Here is a 25,627-nt window from a genome sequence, read left to right on the forward strand (position 1 = left end):
ACATGCTCCTGTTGTTAGGGAGGCAGCACCTACAGGAGCATCAGATTTGATTTTAAATACTGATTTATCTTATAGTAAAAACTGGAAAAATGATGCTGGAATTACAGCAACAATCGCATACAATCATTATTCTGATAAACTTTATGCAATTGGAGCTCTAGGAAAAGGAAATTTAGTTGACAAGTCAATGGGTTCTTTGGATCTTGTTTTGAAAACTAAACTAAATAAAAATCTTGGACTTGACTTTGGAGCAAGAAACCTCTTAAACCCAGAATTTAGAAGAGTTCAGGAAAATACCAGCGGAGACGTTTTAGTTTTTAACTATAAGAAAGGTGTGACATTTGGATTAGGAATGAATTACCAATTCTAATAACACACAGAACTTGTTCAGTTAGCAATTCTTTAACATTTCGATAAACAACATATAACAAATAGATCACAACAGCTTAACACTGATTAAGACTTAAGTTCTCAACTTTGCATAAACACAAACTAATTAAAAAAGTAATGAAAAAAACAATTTCAACAATTTTCGGTTTAGCGGCTTTATCGCTTGTAACACTTACAACATCTTGCTCTAGCGACAGTAACAATGATTCAACAGATGGAGGAAAATCTACTTTCGTACTAAACAGAGACAATCTTCAAGGAGAAATCAACGATGGAGAAGTTGTCTTAGAATCTGGAACTTACAAACTTACAGGGAAATTAATCGTTAAGAATACTGCAAAACTTACAATTAAACCTGGAGTTATTATTGAAGCAACTACATTAGATGTAAATAAAGTAGAATCAATTAGATATATCGCTATTTCTCAAGGAGGAAAAATTGACGTTCAGGGAACTGCTGCTAGTCCTGTTATCATGACAGCTACGCAACAAAAACCTGGATCTTGGGGTGGATTAGTAATCTGCGGAAAAGCACCTATCAATTCAGGAGCAACTGCTTCTGCCGAAGTTTCTGACTTACCATATGGTGGAACAGATGCTAATGACAACTCTGGTTCAATTAAATATTTAAGAATTGAATACCCTGGCTATGCTTACAACACAAGTAAAGAATTTAACGGAATTTCTTTCTTCGGAGTTGGTAAAGGAACAAGCATTGACTATGTTCAAATTTTCGAAAGTTCAGATGATGGATTTGAGTGGTTTGGCGGAACTGTAAATGCAAATCACTTAGTTGTTTCTAATAAAGATGCTGCTAATGTTGGTGATGATTTATTTGACTGGACTGAAGGTTGGAATGGAACTGGAGAAAATTTCTACGGAATCAGAACAAACGCTGGTAACAGAGGTATCGAAGCTGATAACAACGCTAACAATAACTTAGCTGCACCAATTTCTTTCCCTACAATTAAAAACCTTACTTTAGTTGGATTCGGATCTACTGACACAAGCGCAGAATCTCAAGCATTTAAATTAAGAGTTGGAACAAAAGGAAAATTTGATAATGTTGTTTTAAAAGGTTGGAAAACTGGTTTTGACGTTCAACACGACGAAACTATTTCATATGTTGGAGGTGACTTATTAGCAACTAACGTAAAATTCGAAGACGTAACTACAAAATCAATTGGTAAAAATACAGCAGGAACAACAATTGACGTAACTAAAGTTTTTACTGAATCTGCAACTGCAATTGGAGCAGGAAACGGATCAGGAGTTCCAACTTGGACTCAAGGATGGACAAAAGGCTTGTAATATATTAAAGCACAAAATGTTAAAAACATCCTAAAATTTTAGGATGTTTTTTTTTGGTGTGGTTTTTGAAAACTTTTTTAGTATATTTACTAGACTAAAATTAAGCGATGGCAAAAAACTACTTTTATATTACACTCTTATTGGCTTTTTTCTTTATTACTGCAAGTGTTTCGGCACAAGACAGTAAGCAACAGCCAAAAACAGACGGCACCGTTATAGAGGGCTTAAGTTTGTATCCAAACCCTGTGAGTAATGGTAAAGTATATATTTCATCTAAAAATGATTTAGAAAAAGAAATAATTATTTTTGACATACTAGGAAAAAAAGTATTACAAACACAATTAAGTTCAAGAGAACTTAATATTTCCAATCTTTCTCCTGTGTTTATATCATAAAAATAAATGAAGAAAATGCAACTGCAACTAGAAAGCTAATTGTCAGGTAAATTTTCAAAATAAAAACACAAAAAAGCTCCAAAGTAATATTGGAGCTTTTTTCTTTTAAATAAATTACCTTTGCAAAAAAAAGATCTTGATTACAACAACTGATATATTTACAATTTCCAATCAAAAGCAATTTGAAAAAATAGCATTGAAAGTATTCCGCTTTCAATATGAAAACAACGTAGTATATCGAACGTTTTGTGATTACCTAAAAACAGATCCGCAAAAAGTAAAATCGCTGGAACAAATTCCCTTTTTACCAATTCAGTTTTTTAAGAGCCATCCCGTGGTTTCTAATTCTGATCCTGCACAGGTCACTTTTACCAGCAGTGGTACAACAGGAATGATTACTAGCAAACACATTGTAACCGACGTTTCTTTATACGAAGAAAGTTACCGCAAAGGCTTTTCTCAATTTTATGGCAATATCGAAGATTATGCCGTACTAGCTTTGCTTCCATCCTATTTAGAACGAGATGGATCTTCGCTTATTTATATGGTTGAGGATTTAATTAAATTATCAAATCATCCAGAAAGCGGATTTTATTTACACAACCACGAAGAACTTACCCAGAAGCTAATCGAATTAGATAAATCAGGGCAAAATACTATCTTAATTGGGGTAACTTATGCTTTGTTAGATTTAGTCGAAAAAAACTCGTTTAAACTACAAAACACCATCATTATGGAGACTGGTGGAATGAAAGGCAAACGCAAAGAAATGATTCGTGAAGAATTGCATAACCAATTATGCGATGGTTTTGGTGTTTCAGCAATACATTCTGAATATGGTATGACCGAATTATTATCACAAGCCTATTCTCTGGGAGAAGGAATATTTGAATGTCCGTCTTGGATACAGATTCTTGTTCGAGATACCGAAGATGCTTTAACCTACGTAAAAGAAGGAAAAACTGGTGGCATAAACGTAATCGATCTAGCCAATATTAATTCTTGTTCTTTTATTGCTACGCAAGATTTAGGCAAAAAAATATCCCAACAACTCTTTCGAGGTATTGGGACGTTTTGATAACTCTGATATCAGAGGCTGTAATTTAATGGTACTTTAATGTTTAAACGATTATACCACTCTAACTACAAAATAATTTTTCTTTCCGCTTTGTAACAATACAAATTGGTTATTTATTAAATCTTTGTTAGAAAGAACAAACTCTTCTGTTATTTTTTCTCTGTTAACCGAAATAGAGTTAGCCGTAAGAGCACGTCTTGCTTCTCCATTTGATTTAAAGAATCCTGTTTTTTCATTCAGAACTATTATAATCTCTAATCCGTTTTCAAGATCTGCTTTTGTAATTTCTGCCTGAGGCACACCATCAAAAACATCTAAGAAAGTCGCTTCGTCTAATTGCTTTAAATCATCAGAAGTAGAATTTCCGAATAATATATTCGAAGCCTTAATTGCATTTTCTAAATCAGCAGCAGAATGTACCATAACAGTAATTTCTTCAGCCAATCTTTTTTGCAAAATACGCAAATGAGGTGTTTCTCTATGTTCGATTGTCAAAGACTCAATTTCTTCTTTTGATAAAAAAGTGAAAATTTTAATATATTTTTCAGCATCAACATCTGAAGTATTTAACCAATATTGGTAAAACTTATATGGAGATGTTCTTGCAGCATCCAACCAGATATTTCCGCCTTCTGATTTTCCGAATTTTGTTCCGTCAGCTTTTGTAATTAATGGACAAGTTAAAGCATATGCTTTTCCGCTTTCCATTCTTCTTACCAATTCAGTTCCCGTGGTAATATTCCCCCATTGGTCACTTCCTCCCATTTGCAAGGTACATTGTTTGTTTTTATACAAATGCAAAAAGTCATATCCTTGAACTAACTGATAAGTAAACTCTGTAAATGACATTCCTTCGGCAGCCTCTGATGTTAGCCTTTTCTTCACAGAATCTTTAGCCATCATATAGTTAACCGTAATATGCTTACCTACATCACGAATAAAATCAAGGAATGAGAATTCTTTCATCCAATCGTAATTATTTACCAATTCGGCAGCATTAGCTGAATTTGAAGTAAAATCCAAAAATCGAGACAATTGTCCTTTTATAGCTTCTTGATTATGACGCAATGTTGCTTCATCAAGTAAGTTTCTTTCATTCGATTTTCCTGATGGATCTCCAATCATTCCTGTTGCACCACCAACTAACGCCAATGGCTTGTGTCCTGATAACTGAAAATGTTTCAATAACATTACCCCAACTAAATGCCCTATATGCAATGAATCCGCAGTTGGATCAATTCCCACATATGCCACTCTCATTTGTTCCATCAAATGTTCTTCTGTGCCTGGCATAACGTCGTGAAGCATTCCTCTCCAAGTCACTTCTTCAATAAAATTTTTCATTTCTTTTAAAATAATTTTTACAAATATAACGATTGTCAGTTGCAATCTCAAAAATGAATTTAAATTAAGAATGTTCAAAAAAATAAGAAAACTAAAAATGTGAGGAATCCAACAATCTAATTATCTTTACAAAATGGTTTTAGTAACAGGAGGAACAGGTTTAGTTGGTGCACATTTATTACTTCATTTAATTGAAAATGGAGATAACGTTCGGGCAATTTACCGAAACAAGAAGAAAATAGAAAGAACAAAGTCAGTTTTTGATTTATATAAAAAATCCCATTTATTTGAATCAATACAATGGATAGAAGCCGACATCCTTGATGTTCCTTCTTTAGAAACTGCTTTTATTGATGTAAAATATGTTTATCATTGTGCCGCTCTAATTTCCTTTGATCCTAAAGATGAAAACTTGATTCGAAAAACTAATATCGAAGGCACAGCAAACATTGTTAATTTTTGTATTGCAAAGCAAATAAAAAAATTATGCTTCGTAAGTTCAATCGCTGCTCTTGGAGACCTTGCTCCCCATGAAACTATTATAACTGAAGAAATCGAATGGAATCCCGAAAAACCACATAGTGACTATGCCATATCTAAATATGGTGCCGAAATGGAAGTTTGGCGTGGTTGGCAAGAAGGTCTAGATGTTGTTATTGTAAATCCTGGAGTTATCATGGGCCCCATCCCAAAATCTAAATCCAATGAGCAAGGAAGTGCTGAACTTTACACAAAAGTAGCCAACGGGCTTTCATTTTACACTCTAGGCAGTACCGGATTTGTTACCGTAGATGATGTTGTGAGAATAGCAGTTACATTAATGAAGAGCGAGATAAAAAACGAACGATTTACTCTGATTTCTGACAATATCGTTTTTCGAGATATATTAAACACAATTGCAGATGCATTAAAAGTAAAAAGACCTACAAAACATGCAAGTCCTTTACTTATGAAAATAATATGGAAGATAGATTGGTTTCTATCTACTTTTTTCTTGAAAAAAAGACAGATTACTAAAGCAACCGCAAAGTCCTCTTATACAAAAGATATTTATTCGAATGAGAAAATAAAAACAGCTTTAAAAACCGACTTTAAAAACGTTCATGAATACATTAAAGAAGTTTCGGCTTTATAAGATACTTCGTCTTACTTTAGCTTAAGTTTTCTTTTAATCGTATCTGAATTTACTTTTAGCAATTCTTCTTTAACCTTAACAGAATCTTTTTTAACTACTTTATTTTTCTTTTCAAGTAATTTCTTTTTCTTCTCCTCTATCTTAATTAATGAATCGATTTTCTTTTTATTTTTTTCTATACGCGCACCAACCTCATCAAACATGACTTTATAATCATTATAATCTGCAGCGTAATACATATTACTCTTTACAAATTGCAAACTGTCAACTTTATATTTTTTCAATATAAACCTAGTCGGATTAGTATCACTAGAGTCTAGTGACAATGGATTTTGATATTTTATCGCTTCCAATAATGATAAATCATACATAATATCTATCATTTTATCTCTCTCAACAAGTCGTTCTGGCTTTTCTACCAATTCTTTTTTACAGCCAACCGCAAAGATTACTATCGAAATAATTATGATTATTTTTTTCATATTCTATCTATCAAACAATAATCTTTTACCTGCATGAACATTTTTCACTTTAAAAGAATTGTAAACCAATTGTCCGTTTACAAAAGTATGCGTGATTCTTGATTTAAAAGTATAGCCTTCAAATGGAGACCATTTGCATTTAGCCAAAATATTATCGGTATTTACGCTCCATGGCAAACCTGGGTTTACAATTACCAAATCGGCATAATACCCCTCTTTGATAAATCCTCTTTTTTCAATTTTGAAAATCTTAGCAGGATTATGACACATTTTTTCAACGATTTTCTCAATACTGATTTTTCCTTGATGATGCGCCTCAAACATAGCCACAACTGCATGTTGCACCAGAGGCCCTCCTGAAGGAGCTTTTAAATATGATTGTTTCTTTTCTTCTTTTGTATGTGGAGCATGATCTGTTGCAATTACATCAATACGACCATCTAACAAAGCCTCCCAAAGTGCTTTTCTATCATCGGCAGTTTTTACTGCAGGATTCCACTTTATAAAGTTTCCTTTAGTTTTATAGTCTTCATCTGTAAACCACAAATGGTGCACACAAACTTCGGCAGTAATTTTCTTTTCTTCCAAAGGAATTTTGTTTGTAAACAATTCCATTTCTTTTGCAGTCGAAAGATGAAAAATATGCAAACGTGCTCCTGTTTTCTTAGCTAATGCAATAGCTTTTGATGAAGAAATATAACACGCTTCGGCACTACGAATTAAATGATGCGCTGTAACAGGAACATCTTCACCGTACTCTTCTTTATATTTTTCTAGATTATTTTGTATCGTTGTCTCATCCTCACAATGTACTGCGATAAGTAACGGAGTACTTGAGAATATCTTTTCGAGTGTAGCTTCGTTATCTACCAGCATATTTCCGGTTGATGAACCTAAAAATATTTTGATTCCCGCTACATTTTTTGGATTTGTTTTTAGAACTTCTTCCAAGTTATCATTGGTAGCTCCCATCATAAACGAATAATTTGCATATGATTTCTTTGAAGCTATCTGGTATTTTTCTTCTAATATCTCCTGAGTTACCGCATTAGGTACCGTATTAGGTTGCTCAATAAACGAAGTGATTCCTCCAGCAACAGCTGCTTTCGATTCTGATTCGATATCTCCTTTATGTGTTAATCCTGGCTCTCTAAAATGTACCTGATCATCAATTGCACCTGGCATTAAGTAATTTCCTTCGGCATCAATAACAATACAGTTCGAAGACTTCAAACTTATACTATCTGAAATTTCTACAATTAAATCATTTTCGATTAACAAATCGCCTTCAAAAATTGACCCTTCGTTTACGATTTTAGCGTTTTTTATTAATATCCTATTCATTCTAATTGTTTTATAAAGAATTGACTAATCTTTTTAGTCGAAGCGCAATAACTCCAAAAATTGCTTCTTTGATAATAGCATTACTCATTTTAGAAACTCCCTTTGTTCTATCTGTAAAAATAATAGGAACTTCGGTAATTTCAAATTTTTTACAATATGTTCTGTATTTCATTTCAATTTGAAAAGCATAACCAACAAATTTTATTTTGTTGAGATTAATAGCCTCCAAAACCTCTCTTTTATAACAAACAAACCCAGCTGTAGCATCATGTATTTTCATTCCTGTTATGAATTTTACATAAACCGATGCAAAATAAGACATCAATACTCGGCTTAATGGCCAGTTTACAACATTCACTCCTGTTACATATCTAGATCCAATAGCCAAATCGGCTCCTCCAAAATGGCAAGCATCAAAAAGTTTTTCGAGATCATTTGGATTATGTGAAAAATCGGCATCCATTTCGAATATATAATTATATTTTCGATCCAAAGCCCATTTAAATCCATGAACATAAGCAGTACCTAATCCAGCTTTTTTAGCTCTATTTTCTATAAACAATCTTCCTTCAAACTCCTCTTGAAGCATAACAACTTTGGCTGCAGTGTGATCTGGCGAGTTATCATCGACAATAAGTAGGTGAAAAGGTTTATGTTGCGAAAGCACAGCCCTAATAATGCTTTCTATGTTTTCAATTTCGTTGTAAGTGGGAATTATAACAATACAATCGTTCATTTTTCTGAGTAATTTCAACGCAAAAGTAAACTTTTTATAGCATTTCATTCATAATAAAGTTATAATAAAAGTATTGATATAAAAAATTACTAATTTTGCATCGCTATGATTGAACACCTTCATCCAAGAATTACTGAAAATAAAGACTGGGCAACACTTTTATTTGTGTTGTGCTTTGCTGTTATTGCTATAACAAAGTCTATTTATGAAAGTCGTTTTGGCGACTTTACAAAATTGATTTTCTCTGATAAATATGCCAAAATATACCGAGACAGCAGCCATATAAAAAGTGGCTTTACAGTTGCTTTATTCTTCTTACAAATCATTTCTTTTGCCTTTTTTATACAACTTACGCTTAGTAGTTTTGGATATGCTTCAAAAACCGATTGGGTGCTATATATTCAAATCGTAACCTTATTAGCATTCTTTATTTTATCAAAGTATTTAGTAGAAAAAATAGTCGCTACATCATTCAATATCGATGAATTTATCGAGCACTTTAACTTACAAAAAGTAACTTATAGAGCATATATTGGTATTTTAATACTCCCAATCAATGCAATTTTGTTCTATTATGATGATATTTCAAAAAATGTGCCGATAACAATACTAGCTATTTCACTATGCATCAGCTTATTCTCTTATTTTATTTCAATAAAAACCTATCAAAATGTAATATTGGGTAAGTTATTTTATTTTATTTTGTATCTTTGCACTCTTGAAATAGCCCCTTATTATTTTATATATTATTGGTTTACCAAAGGGAGGGCTTAGAAAATATTACAACTTATGAAAGTGAAAACAATTTTGGTGTCACAGCCTGAACCTAAAGTGGAAAACTCCCCTTATTTTGAGCTCCAACAGAAACACAAAATAAAAATTGATTTCAGACCTTTCATTCACGTGGAAGGGGTAAACGCGAAAGAGATTCGACTTCAAAAAATCGACCTTAATCACTACACTGCAATCATATTAACAAGTAGAAATGCTGTCGATCATTTTTTTAGAGTAGCAGAAGAAATGCGTTACAAAGTCCCTGAAGGATTGAAATATTTTTGTCAATCAGAAGCAGTTGCTTTTTACCTACAAAAATATGTAGTCTACAGAAAACGTAAAATTTACGTTGGTGCTAAAGATTTTGCAGATTTATCTCCACTAATCAAAAAGTACAAAGACGAAAAATTCTTACTACCAGCTTCTGATCAATTAAATGCAGATGCTCCTATCACTTTAAATAATTTAAAAGTAGATTGGACTCAAGCCATTTTTTACAAAACTGTAATGAGCGATTTAACTGATTTGGCTGATGTTTATTATGACATCTTAGCGTTTTTCAGTCCTACTGGAATAAAGTCATTATTTAAAAACTTTCCTGACTTCAAACAAAATGATACCAGGATAGCTGTTTTTGGAAGCACTACTCAAAAAGAGGCTTTAGACTACGGTTTAAGAATAGATATTCTTGCTCCAACTCCAGAAACTCCATCAATGACAATGGCGTTAGAAAAATATATTGCGGAAGCAAACAAAGGAAAATAATCCTTTTATCTAAATAAATTAAAAGCTGCGAATTTCGCGGCTTTTTTTATATCCAAATTTTTATAAATTTTCTTAAATAAGAATCCTTTTCCTTTTAAGTTATTCTCACCCCAAAAAAAAATCATTTTTACCCTACCCTATCTTTACAAAAATTTAAAACTTTGACAAATATCCTAAATTAACTTCTTTTTTAAAGTTTTATCATTAGATTTGATTTATAATTTAAACTGTTTTACGCAAATCAGTTTTAAATAGAAATATATGAAAATCAATTCTCTAGTCATTGAAATAGACGGCATCGACAAAGAAATCCTAAGACACCTAATGGAAGATGCCCGAAAACCTATATTGCAAATTGCAAATAAAATCGGAATCTCTGGCGCAGCGATTCATCAGCGATTGCGAAAACTAGAGCAATCTGGCGTGATATCAGGCTCAAAATTTACTGTTAACAACAAAGTGTTAGGATACAACACAATGGCCTTTGTAGGGGTTTATCTAGATAAAGCGGCCCGAAATCCTGAAGCTGTAAAAGAATTAAAAAAAATACCCGAAGTACTGGAATGCCATTACACAACTGGAAACTGGTCGATATTGATTAAAATAATCTGTCGTGATAACGAACACCTTATGCAGTTATTAAACACCAAAATTCAGGCAATAGAAGGCGTTTCTAGAACAGAAACCTTCATTTCTTTAGACCAGCAAATAGACAGACAAATTCAGCTTTAGTTTCTTTCTAGAATGAAACATCGAATCTCGTACAATCATGTATGCTATTCCTATCATAATCAATCCAAAGACAACACCTTTGCCGAGTGTTAAAAATTTGGCTACAGAAACCAATTTAGATATATTTATACATGAAAATTATTGTAAAATTTAACTTACACCTTTGACATGGATAAATATATTGTTGTTAAAAACTGGATAACTGATTATCCCAACCCATTAATTTTGAAGCTAGGACAGAATGCTAAAGTTGATAATTCAATAACTGAAAACAATCCTAATTGGCAAGGATGGGCATGGTGTATTTCTGATAAAAATGCAGGCTGGACTCCTGTTCAGATATTAAATATAACTGAGTCAGTTTCTAAACAATATTCTGACGCTCTTGTTTTAGAAGATTATTCTGCTCAGGAACTGAATATTGAAATAGGAGATACAGTCTTAGGAGAACGAAAACTAAATGGCTGGTTGTGGTGCACAAAAGACAATTCAAATTTTGGCTGGGTACCTTTAGAAAATATAGAAATTATTTGTGAGTAAAAAATCAATGAATTTTAAAAAACAAAACTTATAAAGGGTACTATTTCTGCTTTTTAGATATTATTCTTCTTGTAAATCATTTTTGATAAAATTAATCTTTGAACCAGAATCCATATCCCCAGGAGTAATTGTTTGCAATACGAATTGCTCTTTTGTTTTAAATTGTATTGTAATCTTATCATTTTTGCAAAAAATGGAATCGATTGATTTATTTTTTATATTGTATTTCTCAATATAATCTACATAAACTACTCCATCTTCTGCCCATTCCTCTTTATCTATTTCTTCTTCTTCCCAATTTTCCCAAAAGCCATATCCTACATCTAGAAAAAATCGATACCAATTTTTTCCTTTTATTTTAATAAAAACAATCACTGGCTCTCCATCTTCTTCATCTTCCATTCCCACCAGACCTTCTAAAACAACATCCGAAAAATCAGAAACTACAAAATTATCATCCTGATATATTCTTCCTCTAAGCTCCTCCTGCATATCCTAATATTTTAACTAAAGACTCTGTTTTTAAAAATGTTTGGGCTTTATCATTATTAAACAATTATCTTTCCTTTTTCGGATATAATTCCTATCTAAACAATTTACTCTTCGTGTTTTATCAAATATCTTTTATACCTACTACGATTTTCTCTTTTTACTGATTTGCGTTACTTCTTTTGGAGTAAGATTCAAAATAGCAGCTATTTCTTCGACTGTCATATTTTTATCTAAAAGATTAGTAATAGCCGTTTCTTTAAATTTATCTACTGTTTTCTTCTCTTCTTTTATTTCCTGTTCTTGTTTGCGGATTCTTGCTTCCATTTGATAAGCAGGAACATATTTTAGGCTTTTTTCTAATTTGGCCATTAATCCTGTATCTACAAAGCTCATATATTGTTCTGGACTAATAATAAGATGGTCTATAAACTTTATATCCAGAATTATCCCTACTTGTATCAATCTATCTGTTACATCTTTATCGGCCTCAGATGGAGTCATTCTCCCACTCGGATGATTGTGTACTGCTAATACACTCGTTGCTCCTTTTAGAACCGCTACCCTATATACATTCATGGGTTCTACCACGGTAGCTCTTACACTGCCCATGCTCACTAATTCTATATACAGAATAGTGTTTGCCATGTTAAGTCCTATCATCCAAAAATGTTCTTTCTCACGGTCTATTTCATTTTCACGTAATAAAATACGCTGCATGATTCTGTATAAATCACTAGAACCTCCTATTTCAATCTTATCCTGCTCTGCTATATTGATATTCATGTTTTTACCTTTTTTAATTTAGTAAGACATACAAACATAATCAATTTTGACTGTTTCGTTTCTATTCTTGAGTGAAATTTTTTACGAATGTTCCTACAACAAGCTCCTGCGTTAAAAAACTCAGTACCTTATTTAATTCAAAAAAAAGGAGAGATTAAATCTCTCCTTCTATACCATCTTCTTTTTTAGTTTTTTTCTTTTCAAACGTCAATACCAAAGCTGGTAAGACTAATATGTTTGCAAACATCGCAAATGCAAGCGTACAGGAAATTAATCCTCCCAATGCGATTGTTCCGCTAAAACTTGAAAGTGTAAACGTTGCAAACCCTAAAATTAACACAACCGAAGTATAAAAAGTACTTATTCCGGTTTCTCTTAATGCACTGAAAACTGATTTCTTCACCTTTCCATTATTCTGTAACAAATCATGTCGGTATTTTGCCATAAACTGAATTGCATTATCTACAGATATTCCAAATGCAATACTAAACACTAATATCGTTGAAGGCTTAAGCGGAATCCCAAAATATCCCATTAATCCAGATGTAATACAAAGTGGCAATATGTTTGTTATAACCGAAGCAAAAACCATTTTGAAAGATCTGAATAAATACAACATAAGTGCTGCAATTACAAAAATGGCAAAAATTAGTGATTCAATTAAATTATCTACCAGATACGAAGTTCCTTTTTGAAAAACTAATGCCTTACCTGTTACTGTAACTTCATAACGGTCTTTGGGAAAAATTTCATTAATTTTAGAATGAAGTTTCTTCTCGACTTTAGCCATTTCATCTGTACCAATATCTCTCATAAAAGTCGTGATTCGAGCATATTGTCCTGTCGAATCTACGTAGCTTTTCATTAAATTATCTTTGCTGTTTTTTGTCGCATTTTTGGCATACGTTAAAATAAATGTTTGCTCTTGCGAAGTTGGCAATTGATAATATTCGGGATTACCATTATAAAAGGCTTGCTTAGAGTACTTAACCAAATTTACTATAGAAACTGGCTTAGACAATTCTGGCATTCCCTCAATCGTAGTCTGCAACTCATCCATTTTACGCATCGTCACTAATTTCATGACCCCTTTTTTACGTTTGGTATCAATCATAATCTCCAACGGCATCACTCCATTAAATTCCTTTTCGTAAAACAAGATATCCTTAAAGAAAGAAGCACTTTTGGGCATTTCTCCAATCAAACTTCCCGAAACTTTCATTTGCGAAACCCCAATGATGCTAAACAGTAAAAGCAATCCATAAATGGTATAAATAACTTTTCGTTTGTTTTTTACTATACTTTCTACCCAATCCAAAAGTACCGAGATATAGGTTTTAGTTAAATGGTGTAAATGTTTTTCTTTTGGAATCGACATAAAACTGTACACAATTGGCACAATTAAAAGCGTTAGCAAATAAACTGAGATAACATTTATTGATGTTACTAATCCAAATTCAAAAAGCAAATCATTACCTGTAATCATAAATGTCGCAAATCCTACTGCAGTAGTTAGATTCGTCATAAGAGTTGAAACTCCAATTTTAGAAATGATACGCTGCAATGCCTTTGCCTGATTGTTATGCAATTTTATTTCCTGCTGGTATTTATTAATCAGGAAAATACAATTTGTGATTCCAATTACAATTATTAAAGGCGGAATTATTGCTGTTAAAATCGTGATTTTATAATGGAATAATCCGAGTGTTCCAAAGGACCATATTACCCCAACAATTAAAATACAAACAGATATAAAAGTAGCTCTGAACGATCGGAAAAAGAAAAAGAAAATCAGCGAAACAGTAAGTAAAGCTGCGCCTATAAAAAGGCCGATTTCACCTTTCATGTTATCAGCATTAATTGTTCTGATGTAAGGCATTCCCGAAACACGCAAATCGATTCCTGTAGTTTTCTCGAACTTATCAATCTTAGGAACTAAATTTTCAAGAATAAAGGTTTTTCTTTCAGCAGTATTTACAAGCTTTTTATTCATGTAAACAGCCGATCGAATACTCCCGCTTTCTTTATTAAATAATAACCCTTCGTAAAACGGCAAATTATGAAACAAATCATATTGCACCGTTTGTAAATACGCCGGATCAAGCGCTTTCTTTTGATCAATAAACGGAGCTAAGACAAATTTTTCGTTTACAGTATCTTTTTTTATTTTTTTTAAATCACTTAAAGAAACTACCAAATCGACCTCTTTAGCCTTTTTTAAACCTGTCATTAATTCATTCCAGGCAGCATAATTTTTTGGTGTAAAAAAAGTTGAATCCTTAAAACCGATTACAATAAGATTTCCTTCTTCACCAAACTTATCTAAAAATTTTTGATAATCTTTATTTGCAATATGATCCTTAGGCAATAAGTTAGCCTCTGTATACGTCATAGCAAGGTTTTTCCATTGGTAACCAAGGAAAAGTGTAATTGCAATTATAATTCCTAAAATTACAATCCTATTTTTGAGTATAATTCTAGCGATTAATTCCCAAAAACCTACATTCGATTTCTTTTTCATAAAAATTTTAAAAATGGTTACAAATGTACTAAAAAACACAGGAAAGGATAAATTTTGGTTAACCTTTTATGTTGTTAGATGTATAAATTACCGTTAATTTTTTACAATAAGTTAATTGAAATTGATACGGTTTCTTAGCTCCCTTTTCTGATATTTGTATTATTTTTGAGAAAATAATTACATTATTTAAAATACAGGATGAAAAACTACAAAAACACATTGTTTTATATAGGAGTAACTGGAGGCTTTACGGCTTTAATATACTGGATTATCACTAAGGGGAAATACCTAGAAGCAAATAAAACAATAGAAGTTTTAGGATCAGGAAAAGGTTCGTGGTATGATTTTATTGCTTCAATGCGATCGAATTTTCAAGATCCACTTGCCATCTTATTAGCTCAAATAATAACAATCATTTTTGTAGCCCGCTTTTTTGGATGGATTTTCAAACGTATAGGGCAACCATCTGTTATAGGCGAAATTATTGCTGGTATTGTTCTAGGACCATCTTTATTAGGACTTTATTTCCCCGAATTCTCGATGGCTTTATTTCCTGTGGAATCATTAGGTAATCTGAAATTTTTAAGCCAGATTGGGTTAATTCTTTTCATGTTTGTAATTGGAATGGAACTGGATTTAAACGCTTTAAAAAACAAAGCCAATGAAGCTGTAGTAATAAGCCATGCCAGTATAGTAATCCCTTTTGCTTTAGGTATCGGACTAGCTTATTTTGTTTACAACCGATTTGCTCCCGAAGGAGTACAATTTCTATCCTTTAGCTTATTTATGGGTATCGCCATGAGTATTACTGCATTTCCAGTTTTGGCACGAATTGTTCAAGAAACGAGGCATTCATAAAACTAAGCTAGGTACTATTGTTATCACTTGTGCTGCAGCTGATGATATCACAGCTTGGTGTTTGCTTGCTGTAGTTATTGCTATCGTAAAAGCAGGCTCATTTGTAAGTTCGATATACATCATTTTTCTAGCTGTCATTTATGTTCTGGCAATGTTATACATCGTAAAACCATTTTTAAAAAGAATTGGTGATCTATATGGGGCTAAATCCAGCATCGATAAGCCTGTAGTGGCAATTTTTGTTCTTACTCTTATTGTTTCCTCATATGCAACCGAAGTTATCGGTATTCATGCTCTTTTTGGTGCTTTTATGACTGGTGCAATCATGCCGGATGTTCCTAAATTTCGAACTATGTTTATTGAGAAAGTCGAAGATGTATCAGTTATTTTACTACTGCCTCTTTTCTTTTGTTTTTACTGGTCTAAAAACCGAAATCGGACTTATAAATGACCCTTATTTATGGACCATAACTGGAATGATTATTTTGGTTGCAGTTGTTGGTAAATTTTTTGGAAGTGCTTTTGCTGCTAAATTTGTGGGGCAAAGCTGGAAAGACAGCTTAACTATTGGTGCCTTAATGAATACAAGAGGATTAATGGAATTGGTTGTACTAAACATAGGTCTAGAACTTAAAGTTTTAACTCCCGAAGTTTTTACAATGATGGTAATAATGGCATTGGTAACCACTTTTATGACTGGCCCAGCCTTAGACCTAATTGATTATTTATTTAAAGATAAAGAAGTTCCTGTTCTCGAAACACCATCAATTACCAGTAAGTACCGAATTTTGATTTCTTTTGGGAATAACGAAAAAGGAAAATCTCTTTTGCGATTAGCAAATAGTCTCGTCAAAAAACAACAAGACATCTCTCAAGTCACAGCAATGCACTTGTCTTTAAGTGATGAAATGCATGCTTTTAATATTGAAGACAAAGAAAAAAATAGCTTTATCCCAATTGTCGAGGAATCTAAAATTCTTAAACAGGAAATCACTACTATTTTTAAAGCTACTATAGATATTGAAACTGATATTGCTGATATCGCCAATCAAGGCGACTACGATTTATTATTGGTTGGTTTAGGACAATCTATTTTTGAAGGAACATTATTAGGGAAAGTAATTGGTTTTACGACCCGAATCATTAATCCTGATCGTCTGATAGATAAGTTTACAGGAAAAGAAGGATTGTTTCAAAATTCTCCTTTTGATGAAAGAACACGATTGATAGTTTCGAAAACCAAAATGCCTTTGGGAATTTTAATCGACAAAGAATTGCAGAGTGTAAATCAAGTATTTATTCCAATATTTAATGTCGAAGATTCGTTCTTGATAGACTATGCACAAAAATTAATATTCAATAACGATTCGCACATCATGGTTCTGGATGTAAACGGAAACATAGAAACAAATTTTGTAATTAAGAGTGCGATTAGTACCTTGGAGCAAAAATTCCCTAAAAACATATCGATGATGAACGATCGTGTCATCAAAAAAGATTTTTTAGACAAACAAGATCTAATGATTATTAGTCTTGAAAGCTGGAAAGCATTAGTCGACTCTAGAAGTACCTGGTTGAGCAATGTGCCTTCTGTATTAATTATTAAACCCTAAAAAATGAATTGGATTTTACTTGTAATAGCTGGGCTATTTGAAGTAGGTTTTGCCTCTTGCCTTGGCAAAGCCAAAGAATCATCTGGAATGGTAGCAACTTACTGGATGATTGGATTTTTTGTATGCCTTACCATAAGCATGCTTTTATTATACAAAGCAACTCAGGTTTTACCTATTGGAACAGCCTATGCCGTTTGGACAGGAATTGGAGCTGTGGGAACAGTTTTAGTTGGAATCATCTTCTTTAAAGAGCCTGCAACGTTTTGGAGAATATTTTTCTTAACTACTTTAATTGCTTCAATTATTGGATTAAAATTTGTTTCAAGCCATTAATAACATGCAAACAAGCGACACCATTACTAATCTCCTACTAGCAATAATTCTTTTGCTAGTAGCCCTGATTGGTTATATCGTTTATCAATTGGTTCAATCTAGAAAAGCCAAAGAAACTGCCGAAAAGAATTTTTACTTGCTAGAAATGAAGGTGAATGATTTACAACTGGAAACATTAGAATCTAAATTAAATCCTCATCTTTTCAAAAACATCCTTAATTCAATTCAATCACATGCCTATCAAACTTATTTTGCTCTTGATAAATTAGCCAATGTATTAGATTACATCCTTTACGAAAGTAAAAAAAAGCTGGTAACTCCAAAAGAAGAAATTGAATTTGCTTTAAATTTAATCGAAATCAATAAAATTAAAATTAGTCCGCTTTTTGAATTAAAAGTAAAAACAATTATTGGAGAAGATGAAAAACTATACGAGCAACCATTGCTTGCACCTTTAATTTCTATTGATTTAATCGAAAATGCTTTTAAACATGCCGATATACAAAATGCAGATGCCTTTATTTCGGTAATATTTGAACTTAAAGACAATCATTTTTCTCTAACAGTTTCTAATAAAATCTCAAATAAAAAAGTATTAAAAAAGGAACGAAGCGGTATTGGAAATGCCACATTAGAACAACGCTTAAAAATTATCTACAAAAATCAATTCAAACTTGATAAATTTGTAGAGAACGATACCTACATTGCTCATTTAAAAATTAATCTACTTGAATACAAAACTCAAATGCTTATTACTGGATGATGAGTTACCTGGATTAACTTATCTAAAAATGCTATGTGAGCAAATCCCCGAATTAGAGATTGTAAAAGCTTTTAATAATCCCGAAAAATTATTGTCTGAAATTCCAAATCTAGATTTCGATTTATTAATATCGGATATCGAAATGCCCGGAATCGACGGATTAAATTTAGCCCGCTTACTCGAAAACAAATTAGTAGTTTTTTGCACTGCTTACAAAGAATATGCAGCCGAAGCATTTAATATTGATGCCGTAGATTATATTACAAAACCTGTAAAATTAGAACGCCTACAAAAAGCCGTTTCTAAAGCACTTGAGCAATTTAACAAACCCGAAGCTGTCAAAACCTTTATGCAGTTAAATACAGACAAAGGAAAAACCTTGTTGTATTTTAATCAAATTCAATACATAGAAACTGCCACAACAGATAGTCGTGACAAAATGGTACTTCTTACAGATGGAAGCTTTCTTACTTTAAAAAACATCAACTTCGGTTCACTCCTAAAACAATTACCAGAAACCTATTTTTGTCGAGTAAACAAAAAGGAAATCATTGCAATGAGTGCTATTAAATTTTTCAATCACAACGAAATAGTATTACATCATCAAAGAAAAAACGGAACAAACATTACTCTTTCTTTGAGCGAAACCTACCGATCTGACTTTTTACTTAAAGTAAAAATATAAGTTATTACAAAATTTCCCCATCTTATTACATCTAATAAAAATTAGCTCTGAATTTCCTTTTTTCCTCAAAAGTCACTCCGCATCTTTACACGATAAATCAAAATGACGTGATATGAAGAACATTAAAAACTCATTATTTTATCTCATAATTATTGGTGGATTTTCTGCTTTAATTTATTTGGTAATCTCAAAAGGAAAAGCATTAGAAATAGGAAGAGAAATTGTTGAAAAAAAAATAGAGAGTAGCCATTGGAATGATTTTCTTTCGGCAATGATTGAAAATCTACAACATCCACTTGCTATATTACTTGCCCAAATTATTACAATTATTTTGGTAGCACGTTTCTTTGGATGGGTTTTTAGAAAAATTGGTCAACCATCTGTAATTGGAGAAATGGTTGCTGGTATTGTTTTAGGGCCGTCTCTTATCGGAATGTACTTCCCTGAATTTTCAGCTACCTTATTTCCACAAGAATCTTTAGGAAATTTACAGTTTTTAAGTCAAATAGGTTTAATACTTTTTATGTTCGTAATTGGTATGGAACTAGACTTAAAAGTGCTTAAAAACAAAGCACACGAATCTGTTGTAATTAGCCATGCTAGTATCGTAATTCCATTTGCTTTAGGACTAACTCTGGCCTATTTCATTTATCATACTTTTGCTCCTATTGGAGTTGAATTTGCTTCTTTTGGACTATTCATGGGAATTGCAATGAGTATTACAGCATTTCCTGTTTTAGCAAGAATTGTTCAAGAACGAGGTTTACAAAAAACCAAACTCGGAACCATTGCCATAACTTGTGCAGCGGCCGACGACATTACTGCTTGGTGTATTCTAGCTGTAGTAATTGCTATTGTAAAAGCTGGTTCTTTTACTAGTTCATTATACGTAATTGGATTGGCAATTATTTATGTAATTGTAATGCTAAAAATAGTTCGCCCGTTTTTAAAACGCGTAGGTGACTTAAATTCAACTCGTGAAAGTTTAAACAAACCTGTTGTTGCTATTTTCTTTTTGACACTTTTATTTTCTGCTTACGCTTCTGAATTAATCGGAATTCACGCCTTATTTGGTGCTTTTTTGGCAGGAGCAATTATGCCTGAAAATCATAAATTCCGTAATATTTTTATCGAAAAAGTAGAAGACGTATCTGTTATACTTTTACTTCCTTTATTCTTCGTTTTCACAGGATTACGTACTCAAATAGGTTTGTTAAACGACCCATATTTATGGAAAGTGACAGGAGTAATTATTGCGGTAGCAGTAATTGGAAAATTCTTTGGAAGCGCCCTTGCAGCCAAATTTGTAGGGCAAAACTGGAAAGATAGCCTCGCTATTGGTGCTTTGATGAATACTCGTGGTTTAATGGAATTGGTTGTCTTAAATATAGGATACGATTTAGGTGTTTTATCAACTGAAATTTTTACCATGATGGTAATCATGGCATTGGTAACAACCTTTATGACCGGACCCGCTTTAGATTTTATCAATTTCATTTTTAAAGACAAAAAAACTGTTATCCCAGAAGAAATAGGAAACAAAAGCAAATACAAAATCCTATTTTCATTTGAAACTCCTGACAAAGGAAAAACATTATTGCGAATTGCAAACAGCTTGACTAAAAAACAACCTGACAATACCATTGTAACTGCAATGCACTTATCATTAAGTTCTGAATTACACCCGTTTGAAGTGAAAGATTATGAACGAGAAATGCTTTTACCAGTTATTTCTGAATCGGAAAGTTTAAACCAAAATATGGTTAGCCTTTTTAAATTATCGAATGATATTGATGCTGACATAACCGAAACTGCAAATCAAGGCGAATATGATTTATTATTAGTTAGTTTAGGACAATCTATTTTCGACGGAACTTTATTAGGTAAGATCCTTGGATTCACCACCAGAATAGTAAATCCAGACCGTTTAATCGATAAATTCACTGGAAAGGAAGGTTTGTTCGAAAATTCTCCTTTTGACGAAAGAACAAGACATGTTATTACAAAAAGTAAAATGCCTGTTGGAATTTTTATTGATAAGGAATTAGAAGAAATAAATCAGGTTTTCATACCTGTTTTCAGCAAAGAAGATGCTTTCCTTATTGAATATGCTAAGAAATTAATTAATAACAATGGCTCACAAATTACCATTTTGGATGCTAGTGGTGAATTAAAGAACAATCGTGAAATGCAGGAATCTATTCGATCTATTGAGCAGATTGCTCCCAATCATATTATGCTAATGCATGATAGAACCATTAAAAAAGAATTTTTAGAGAATCAGGATTTAATGATTATTAGTTTAGACAGCTGGAAAAAACTAATCGAATCTCAAAGTACATGGCTTAATAATACGCCATCTGTCTTAATTCTTAAACCATAATATTTTTAAAAATCCCATCTTACAATGGGATTTTTTCTTTAAATACCTAAATCAAGTACAAAACTCAATTTAACAGCTATATTATCTTCAAATCTTGGTAACTGGTTTGGTCCATAACGATAGAATCCGCTTAATCCTAAACCACTAAAAATCTGATTTATTTCTACACCAGATTCAAAGAATCCTTTATTTAATGTCTTATAATCTATTCCAACATGTTGCTCTGGATTTTTCATATTTCCCCATGCCATACGCGAAACCAATACTAAAGAAGGTCTTACCTTTTTGATTATTTTTAATCTGTTAAAACCGTGCTTAACTTGAAAAATTGCATATTCGCTTGAGAAAAATTCATTAAAAAACATTGTTTCAAAACTATTTCTACCCGCAAATGTTATTCTCTGAATCATTGTTTCTTTGGTAATGTTATTCGGAGAGGTATTATATAAATGGGTAATAGGCACATCTCCCATTGCATAACCTCCTTGAAAAAGCAAACTCGTTTTTTGTCCGTTCAGAAATTTCTTTTCGTATTCGGTTTTAAAATCGATTTTAGAGAAGTTAAAATCATTTTCGGCTACTTGAGGTAATGATTGTGTATATTGGATCGTAAATTTTGGAAATCTCTTTTCAATCTCGATTCTACCATTAGGTGTTTGCATATAATCACTAAAAGGATTCCAAGCCAATGAAAGCATAGCTGTTGTCATAACATAATTACTATACAGCCTTCCATTTAGATTATAAACATAATCAAATTTGGGTTCAATTTGAGAACGCGAAATTTCAAATATACTTTCTGTCTTTGGAACAACACGCGTAGCCAAATAACCAGTCCAACTAACATATTTGTAAAATGTACTAATATTTATAGGTCGAGGGTCATACAATTTAAAAACTCTTTTATCAACCGCAAAAACAGTACTACCAATCTCCCTCACATCATTAGTATAGGATGCTCCTACCCATGTATTCGAGAATCGTTCTACTCGGGTAGATAAATCCAAGTTATACTTAAAAGCTCCGTCTTTGGTTCCATATCCTCCGTAACCACCAATCTTATATTTTTTTGAAAAAAGCTCGTTAGTAACCCCTCCTATGCCAAATCTAAACCCTTCGTAATTATTGTAACTAAACAATTTTCTTAAATCTAAATCGACTACACTTATTGGCAAATAACCATTAATTATTTTTCTTCCAAACCAGATTTTACTTTCAATTCTTTTCTTTAATGAAATACTATCCAGTAGCATATACGTTTTTTGAGACCGAATATCCAAACTATCCTTTCGATACTTATTCCAAAAACTTTCTGGCTTTTTTATAGCATCATCTTTAATCTCAATATATATCGAAGGATTTTTTATTTCTATAGGAGTATTATAATGAACATCAAAATTATCACTCTCGGATACCAAATAGGTATAATCTGATGCTTCTTTTTTTCTATGGATATCTTCTTTTTCAGCATCTCCATCAAACTGAATTGTTCCTCCAAGAATCTTAATGTCATCATCATTTTTCCCTTTTACAATTTTAAAAGTAGATCCCTTAGGAAACCATATTTTCTGCTCAGGAATATAATCAAACTCATGTATCCCACTAATATCAAGTACGCCTTTAATTCGCATTACAGCTTTTGCTATAGCATAACTATCCTGATCAATATAAAGAACACCTTCTAAACCCAATTCAGGTTTCCTCATTCGGTTTTTAAAGTAAACCATATAGGTTTTTCTTCCTTTTATTAAAACAGTATCTAGTAATTTATAATTGTAATCTTTTAAGGCATCCTTCGCAATTGGGCTATTGTACTTTGTTTCGAAAAGCTCATAATTCGAATCGTATATCGAAATAGACTGCAAATTAAAAGCAATAACTTCGTAGATAGGTTGCTTGAAACCCGCCATTTTTGTTCCTAAAATAGTTTCTTTTAGTTTATTATTTCCAAATTGATATTGTGATACTTTTTCTGTTTGAAATAAATGTTGCTTATTCAAAGTGTTTGATTTCTAATTTGGCCGAATCAACTTTAACAAATCTACGGCCTATAGCTTCTTACAAAAAATAGAATCTAGTCTTGAGTTTATCGAATCTGGATTTGCTGTTACAATTAATTTATTGTACGCTTTGTATTCGAAACTGGTTAGCTTTTTGTAGGGATTATTTTTTGTTCTTGCTCTCAATTGTTTTTCTTATAATCGCAAGAGCAGGATTTTCATTTGAGATAACTACTTCTTGTAAAGCTGCGGTAGATTCTACTAAACCTACTTTATAAAACTTTTTACTAGTCGAGGTATATATTATAACTGAAGTATAGCCAATATAAGAAACTGTAAAATACTCAATACTAGAAGTTGATTCTAGTGTGAATTTTCCATCAACATCAGAAATAGTATTCACCCCGTCATCGGTAATGATTGTTGCAAAAGGGAGTGGTTTATTTGTACCTTTTTCCGTTACAATTCCGTTTATCTGAAATTGCGCTTGTATAGAAAGCGTGAAAAACAATGCTAAGAAACACAATAACTTCATACAGAAAACAATACTACAGATTAGGCTTTGATATCACAAAAGTAAGCATAAAAAAATCCGCCTCGTATAAAATTAACAAGACGGATTCTTTAATCGTTGCAAAAGATTAAACCTTCATGATTTTCAGCTTCTTTATTAGCTAATAACTCATCAATTTTTTTGATATAACTGTTAGTTAGGTTTTGTACTTCTTCTTCTGCGCTTTTGCAAACATCTTCTGAAGTTCCTTCTTTTTCTAATTTTTTAATTTCGGTATTAGCGTCTTTACGAACGTTTCTCACACCAATTTTAGCATCTTCTGCCTCTGATTTTGCTTGTTTTGCCAAATCTCTACGGCGCTCTTCAGTTAATGGCGGAACACTTATAATAACCACATCTCCATTATTCATTGGATTAAAACCAATGTTGGCTACCATAATTGCTTTCTCAATTGTTTGCAGCATATTTTTTTCAAAGGGCTGTAAAGTAATTGTTCTTGCATCAGGAACACTAATCTTTGCTACTTGAGAAAGGGGTGTTGCTGAACCATAATAATCCACAAAAACACTTCCTAACATTGCTGGAGATGCTTTTCCTGCACGAATATTTATAAATTCTTTTTCTAAATGCGCAATAGAATTTGCCATTGATTCTTTAGTGCTATCTAAGATAAATTCGATTTCTTCAGTCATTTTTTTTTAGATTTTTAGATTTTTAGACGATTCCATTTTAGATCTCTACAAAACGATTCGTTTAATTTACTAACTAATATAATTTTATTTTTTTATGATTACTCTAAAAGATTATCAAAATTTAGAAGAATCTAATGATCCAAATTCTAATAATCCAAGTACTCTAGATATTTACTACAGTTCCGATATTTTCACCTTCACAAATTTTCAATAAATTTCCGATTTTATTCATATCAAAAACTACAATTGGTAATTTATTTTCTTGACTTAATGTAAAAGCAGTAGTGTCCATTACATTTAATCCTTTTTTAAGTACATCTTCAAAAGAAATAAAGTCAAATTTTACAGCAGCTGCATTTTTCTCTGGATCTGAATCGTAAACACCGTCTACACGAGTTCCTTTTAAAATCACATCTGCATTAATTTCGATACCTCTTAAAACAGCTGCGGTATCTGTTGTAAAGTAAGGATTTCCTGTACCTGCACCAAAAATTACAATTCTGTTTTTCTCAAGGTGGACGTACTGCTCTCCTTCTTAATATAAGGTTCTGCAATTGATTCGATTTTTAGAGCCGTTTGCAAACGTGTTAACATTCCTTATTTCAAAGCTCCTTGTAATGCCATTCCGTTAATTACGGTAGCAAGCATTCCCATATAATCACCTTGTACTCTATCCATTCCTGAGCTACCCCAGAAACTCCTCTAAAAATATTTCCTCCTCCTATTACAATGGCGATTTCTACTCCCTTTGCATGAATTTGCTTAATTTCTTCAGCATATTCGTCCAATCTTTTTGGGTCAATTCCGTATTGTAAATCTCCCATTAAAGCTTCTCCACTTAATTTAAGAAGAATTCTTTTGTATTTCATTTCTATGTTGCGTTGGTTTGTGCAAATATAGACATATTCTCATAGGTGCTGCCTCCCTAACAACAGGAGCATGTATTAACCTTAGCAATACGTAT

The 25,627-nt window shown here is 32.3% G+C and carries 20 protein-coding genes and 5 pseudogenes; 14 read left to right on the top strand and 11 right to left on the bottom strand.

All coding sequences use genetic code 11. The annotated features are described in order from the left end of the window. From AC1RYN_RS16240 to AC1RYN_RS16255, 4 genes and pseudogenes are all read left to right on the top strand, one after another. Nucleotides 1-370, top strand: a pseudogene (locus AC1RYN_RS16240) (TonB-dependent receptor); the annotation flags it as partial. A 137-nt stretch (nucleotides 371-507) separates the two neighbouring features. Further along, the gene (locus AC1RYN_RS16245) at nucleotides 508-1,701 is read left to right on the top strand and encodes a hypothetical protein (RefSeq protein WP_481807783.1); all 1,194 of its coding nucleotides are present in this window, start codon (nucleotides 508-510) and stop codon (nucleotides 1,699-1,701) included. A 107-nt stretch (nucleotides 1,702-1,808) separates the two neighbouring features. Further along, nucleotides 1,809-2,146 (top strand): annotated as a pseudogene (locus AC1RYN_RS16250) (T9SS type A sorting domain-containing protein). Between the two features lie 86 nt (nucleotides 2,147-2,232). Further along, nucleotides 2,233-3,214: pseudogene (locus tag AC1RYN_RS16255) on the top strand (LuxE/PaaK family acyltransferase). A gap of 11 nt (nucleotides 3,215-3,225) precedes the next feature. Here the strand turns inward: AC1RYN_RS16255 and tyrS are convergent. Beyond that, nucleotides 3,226-4,518 (bottom strand): tyrosine--tRNA ligase, encoded by a 1,293-nt coding sequence (gene tyrS / locus AC1RYN_RS16260; RefSeq protein ID WP_129540670.1) that lies wholly within the window; start codon nucleotides 4,516-4,518, stop codon nucleotides 3,226-3,228. Between the two features lie 133 nt (nucleotides 4,519-4,651). On the opposite strand from tyrS, the gene AC1RYN_RS16265 reads away from it, so the two are divergent. Next, on the top strand, nucleotides 4,652-5,653 hold the full coding sequence (locus tag AC1RYN_RS16265) for an NAD-dependent epimerase/dehydratase family protein (protein ID WP_481807784.1): 1,002 nt from the start codon (nucleotides 4,652-4,654) through the stop codon (nucleotides 5,651-5,653). Nucleotides 5,654-5,664: 11 nt separating this feature from the next. Here AC1RYN_RS16265 and AC1RYN_RS16270 read toward each other — a convergent pair whose 3' ends face one another. The 3 genes from AC1RYN_RS16270 to AC1RYN_RS16280 are packed head-to-tail and all read right to left on the bottom strand — an operon-like array spanning nucleotide 5,665 to nucleotide 8,215. Further along, nucleotides 5,665-6,135, bottom strand: a complete 471-nt coding sequence (locus AC1RYN_RS16270; protein WP_481807785.1) for a DUF4296 domain-containing protein — start codon at nucleotides 6,133-6,135, stop codon at nucleotides 5,665-5,667. A 3-nt stretch (nucleotides 6,136-6,138) separates the two neighbouring features. Further along, nucleotides 6,139-7,479: a dihydroorotase gene (locus tag AC1RYN_RS16275; protein ID WP_481807786.1), complete on the bottom strand. Its 1,341-nt coding sequence runs from the start codon at nucleotides 7,477-7,479 to the stop codon at nucleotides 6,139-6,141. Between the two features lie 10 nt (nucleotides 7,480-7,489). Continuing rightward, entirely contained in the window at nucleotides 7,490-8,215 is a 726-nt protein-coding gene (locus AC1RYN_RS16280) for a polyprenol monophosphomannose synthase (RefSeq protein ID WP_481807787.1), read from the bottom strand. 105 nt (nucleotides 8,216-8,320) lie between these two features. On the opposite strand from AC1RYN_RS16280, the gene AC1RYN_RS16285 reads away from it, so the two are divergent. From AC1RYN_RS16285 to AC1RYN_RS16300, 4 genes are all read left to right on the top strand, one after another. Next, nucleotides 8,321-8,989, top strand: coding sequence for a DUF4271 domain-containing protein (locus tag AC1RYN_RS16285; protein WP_481807788.1), 669 nt, complete (start codon nucleotides 8,321-8,323; stop codon nucleotides 8,987-8,989). Between the two features lie 15 nt (nucleotides 8,990-9,004). Next, nucleotides 9,005-9,754, top strand: a complete 750-nt coding sequence (locus AC1RYN_RS16290) for a uroporphyrinogen-III synthase (RefSeq protein ID WP_481807789.1) — start codon at nucleotides 9,005-9,007, stop codon at nucleotides 9,752-9,754. A gap of 261 nt (nucleotides 9,755-10,015) precedes the next feature. Further along, a complete protein-coding gene (locus tag AC1RYN_RS16295) occupies nucleotides 10,016-10,486 on the top strand; it encodes an Lrp/AsnC family transcriptional regulator (RefSeq protein WP_229989717.1) in 471 nt (156 codons plus the stop codon). 168 nt (nucleotides 10,487-10,654) lie between these two features. Continuing rightward, nucleotides 10,655-11,026: an SH3 domain-containing protein gene (locus AC1RYN_RS16300; RefSeq protein WP_481807790.1), complete on the top strand. Its 372-nt coding sequence runs from the start codon at nucleotides 10,655-10,657 to the stop codon at nucleotides 11,024-11,026. Between the two features lie 60 nt (nucleotides 11,027-11,086). Here the strand turns inward: AC1RYN_RS16300 and AC1RYN_RS16305 are convergent, their stop codons facing one another. The 3 genes from AC1RYN_RS16305 to AC1RYN_RS16315 form a co-directional block, all read right to left on the bottom strand. Continuing rightward, on the bottom strand, nucleotides 11,087-11,518 hold the full coding sequence (locus tag AC1RYN_RS16305) for a hypothetical protein (RefSeq protein WP_481807791.1): 432 nt from the start codon (nucleotides 11,516-11,518) through the stop codon (nucleotides 11,087-11,089). Between the two features lie 141 nt (nucleotides 11,519-11,659). Next, entirely contained in the window at nucleotides 11,660-12,301 is a 642-nt protein-coding gene (locus AC1RYN_RS16310) for a JAB domain-containing protein (RefSeq protein ID WP_481807792.1), read from the bottom strand. Nucleotides 12,302-12,455: 154 nt separating this feature from the next. Continuing rightward, complete coding sequence (locus AC1RYN_RS16315) at nucleotides 12,456-14,822, bottom strand: efflux RND transporter permease subunit (protein WP_481807793.1); 2,367 nt, start codon at nucleotides 14,820-14,822, stop codon at nucleotides 12,456-12,458. 198 nt (nucleotides 14,823-15,020) lie between these two features. On the opposite strand from AC1RYN_RS16315, the pseudogene AC1RYN_RS16320 reads away from it, so the two are divergent. The 5 genes and pseudogenes from AC1RYN_RS16320 to AC1RYN_RS16340 all read left to right on the top strand — a co-directional run bounded on the left by AC1RYN_RS16320 (nucleotide 15,021) and on the right by AC1RYN_RS16340 (nucleotide 21,457). Next, a pseudogene (locus AC1RYN_RS16320) lies at nucleotides 15,021-17,293 on the top strand (cation:proton antiporter). A gap of 3 nt (nucleotides 17,294-17,296) precedes the next feature. After that, a complete protein-coding gene (locus AC1RYN_RS16325; RefSeq protein WP_481807794.1) occupies nucleotides 17,297-17,626 on the top strand; it encodes a DMT family transporter in 330 nt (109 codons plus the stop codon). A 4-nt stretch (nucleotides 17,627-17,630) separates the two neighbouring features. Continuing rightward, nucleotides 17,631-18,389, top strand: coding sequence for a sensor histidine kinase (locus AC1RYN_RS16330; RefSeq protein WP_481807800.1), 759 nt, complete (start codon nucleotides 17,631-17,633; stop codon nucleotides 18,387-18,389). Continuing rightward, nucleotides 18,355-19,074, top strand: coding sequence for a LytR/AlgR family response regulator transcription factor (locus tag AC1RYN_RS16335; RefSeq protein WP_481807795.1), 720 nt, complete (start codon nucleotides 18,355-18,357; stop codon nucleotides 19,072-19,074). The genes AC1RYN_RS16330 and AC1RYN_RS16335 overlap by 35 nt, the downstream gene beginning before the upstream one ends. A gap of 112 nt (nucleotides 19,075-19,186) precedes the next feature. Continuing rightward, nucleotides 19,187-21,457, top strand: coding sequence for a cation:proton antiporter (locus AC1RYN_RS16340; RefSeq protein WP_481807796.1), 2,271 nt, complete (start codon nucleotides 19,187-19,189; stop codon nucleotides 21,455-21,457). Nucleotides 21,458-21,495: 38 nt separating this feature from the next. On the opposite strand, the gene AC1RYN_RS16345 is transcribed toward AC1RYN_RS16340, so the two are convergent. From AC1RYN_RS16345 to pyrH, 4 genes and pseudogenes are all read right to left on the bottom strand, one after another. Then, entirely contained in the window at nucleotides 21,496-23,457 is a 1,962-nt protein-coding gene (locus AC1RYN_RS16345; protein ID WP_481807797.1) for a DUF5686 family protein, read from the bottom strand. Between the two features lie 163 nt (nucleotides 23,458-23,620). Then, nucleotides 23,621-23,992, bottom strand: a complete 372-nt coding sequence (locus AC1RYN_RS16350) for a carboxypeptidase-like regulatory domain-containing protein (protein WP_481807798.1) — start codon at nucleotides 23,990-23,992, stop codon at nucleotides 23,621-23,623. 89 nt (nucleotides 23,993-24,081) lie between these two features. After that, nucleotides 24,082-24,663, bottom strand: a complete 582-nt coding sequence (frr, locus tag AC1RYN_RS16355; protein WP_481807799.1) for a ribosome recycling factor — start codon at nucleotides 24,661-24,663, stop codon at nucleotides 24,082-24,084. A gap of 163 nt (nucleotides 24,664-24,826) precedes the next feature. Then, a pseudogene (pyrH, locus tag AC1RYN_RS16360) lies at nucleotides 24,827-25,532 on the bottom strand (UMP kinase). Nucleotides 25,533-25,627 lie beyond the last annotated feature (95 nt).

This window comes from Flavobacterium sp. TC780, assembly GCF_056783245.1.

Coding starts and splice junctions, on each gene's coding strand:
- AC1RYN_RS16245 (WP_481807783.1), top strand. CDS start 508: ATGAAAAAAACAATTTCAACAATTTTCGGTTTAGCGGCTTTATCGCTT.
- tyrS (WP_129540670.1), bottom strand. CDS start 4,518: ATGAAAAATTTTATTGAAGAAGTGACTTGGAGAGGAATGCTTCACGAC.
- AC1RYN_RS16265 (WP_481807784.1), top strand. CDS start 4,652: ATGGTTTTAGTAACAGGAGGAACAGGTTTAGTTGGTGCACATTTATTA.
- AC1RYN_RS16270 (WP_481807785.1), bottom strand. CDS start 6,135: ATGAAAAAAATAATCATAATTATTTCGATAGTAATCTTTGCGGTTGGC.
- AC1RYN_RS16275 (WP_481807786.1), bottom strand. CDS start 7,479: ATGAATAGGATATTAATAAAAAACGCTAAAATCGTAAACGAAGGGTCA.
- AC1RYN_RS16280 (WP_481807787.1), bottom strand. CDS start 8,215: ATGAACGATTGTATTGTTATAATTCCCACTTACAACGAAATTGAAAAC.
- AC1RYN_RS16285 (WP_481807788.1), top strand. CDS start 8,321: ATGATTGAACACCTTCATCCAAGAATTACTGAAAATAAAGACTGGGCA.
- AC1RYN_RS16290 (WP_481807789.1), top strand. CDS start 9,005: ATGAAAGTGAAAACAATTTTGGTGTCACAGCCTGAACCTAAAGTGGAA.
- AC1RYN_RS16295 (WP_229989717.1), top strand. CDS start 10,016: ATGAAAATCAATTCTCTAGTCATTGAAATAGACGGCATCGACAAAGAA.
- AC1RYN_RS16300 (WP_481807790.1), top strand. CDS start 10,655: ATGGATAAATATATTGTTGTTAAAAACTGGATAACTGATTATCCCAAC.
- AC1RYN_RS16305 (WP_481807791.1), bottom strand. CDS start 11,518: ATGCAGGAGGAGCTTAGAGGAAGAATATATCAGGATGATAATTTTGTA.
- AC1RYN_RS16310 (WP_481807792.1), bottom strand. CDS start 12,301: ATGAATATCAATATAGCAGAGCAGGATAAGATTGAAATAGGAGGTTCT.
- AC1RYN_RS16315 (WP_481807793.1), bottom strand. CDS start 14,822: ATGAAAAAGAAATCGAATGTAGGTTTTTGGGAATTAATCGCTAGAATT.
- AC1RYN_RS16325 (WP_481807794.1), top strand. CDS start 17,297: ATGAATTGGATTTTACTTGTAATAGCTGGGCTATTTGAAGTAGGTTTT.
- AC1RYN_RS16330 (WP_481807800.1), top strand. CDS start 17,631: ATGCAAACAAGCGACACCATTACTAATCTCCTACTAGCAATAATTCTT.
- AC1RYN_RS16340 (WP_481807796.1), top strand. CDS start 19,187: ATGAAGAACATTAAAAACTCATTATTTTATCTCATAATTATTGGTGGA.
- AC1RYN_RS16350 (WP_481807798.1), bottom strand. CDS start 23,992: ATGAAGTTATTGTGTTTCTTAGCATTGTTTTTCACGCTTTCTATACAA.
- frr (WP_481807799.1), bottom strand. CDS start 24,663: ATGACTGAAGAAATCGAATTTATCTTAGATAGCACTAAAGAATCAATG.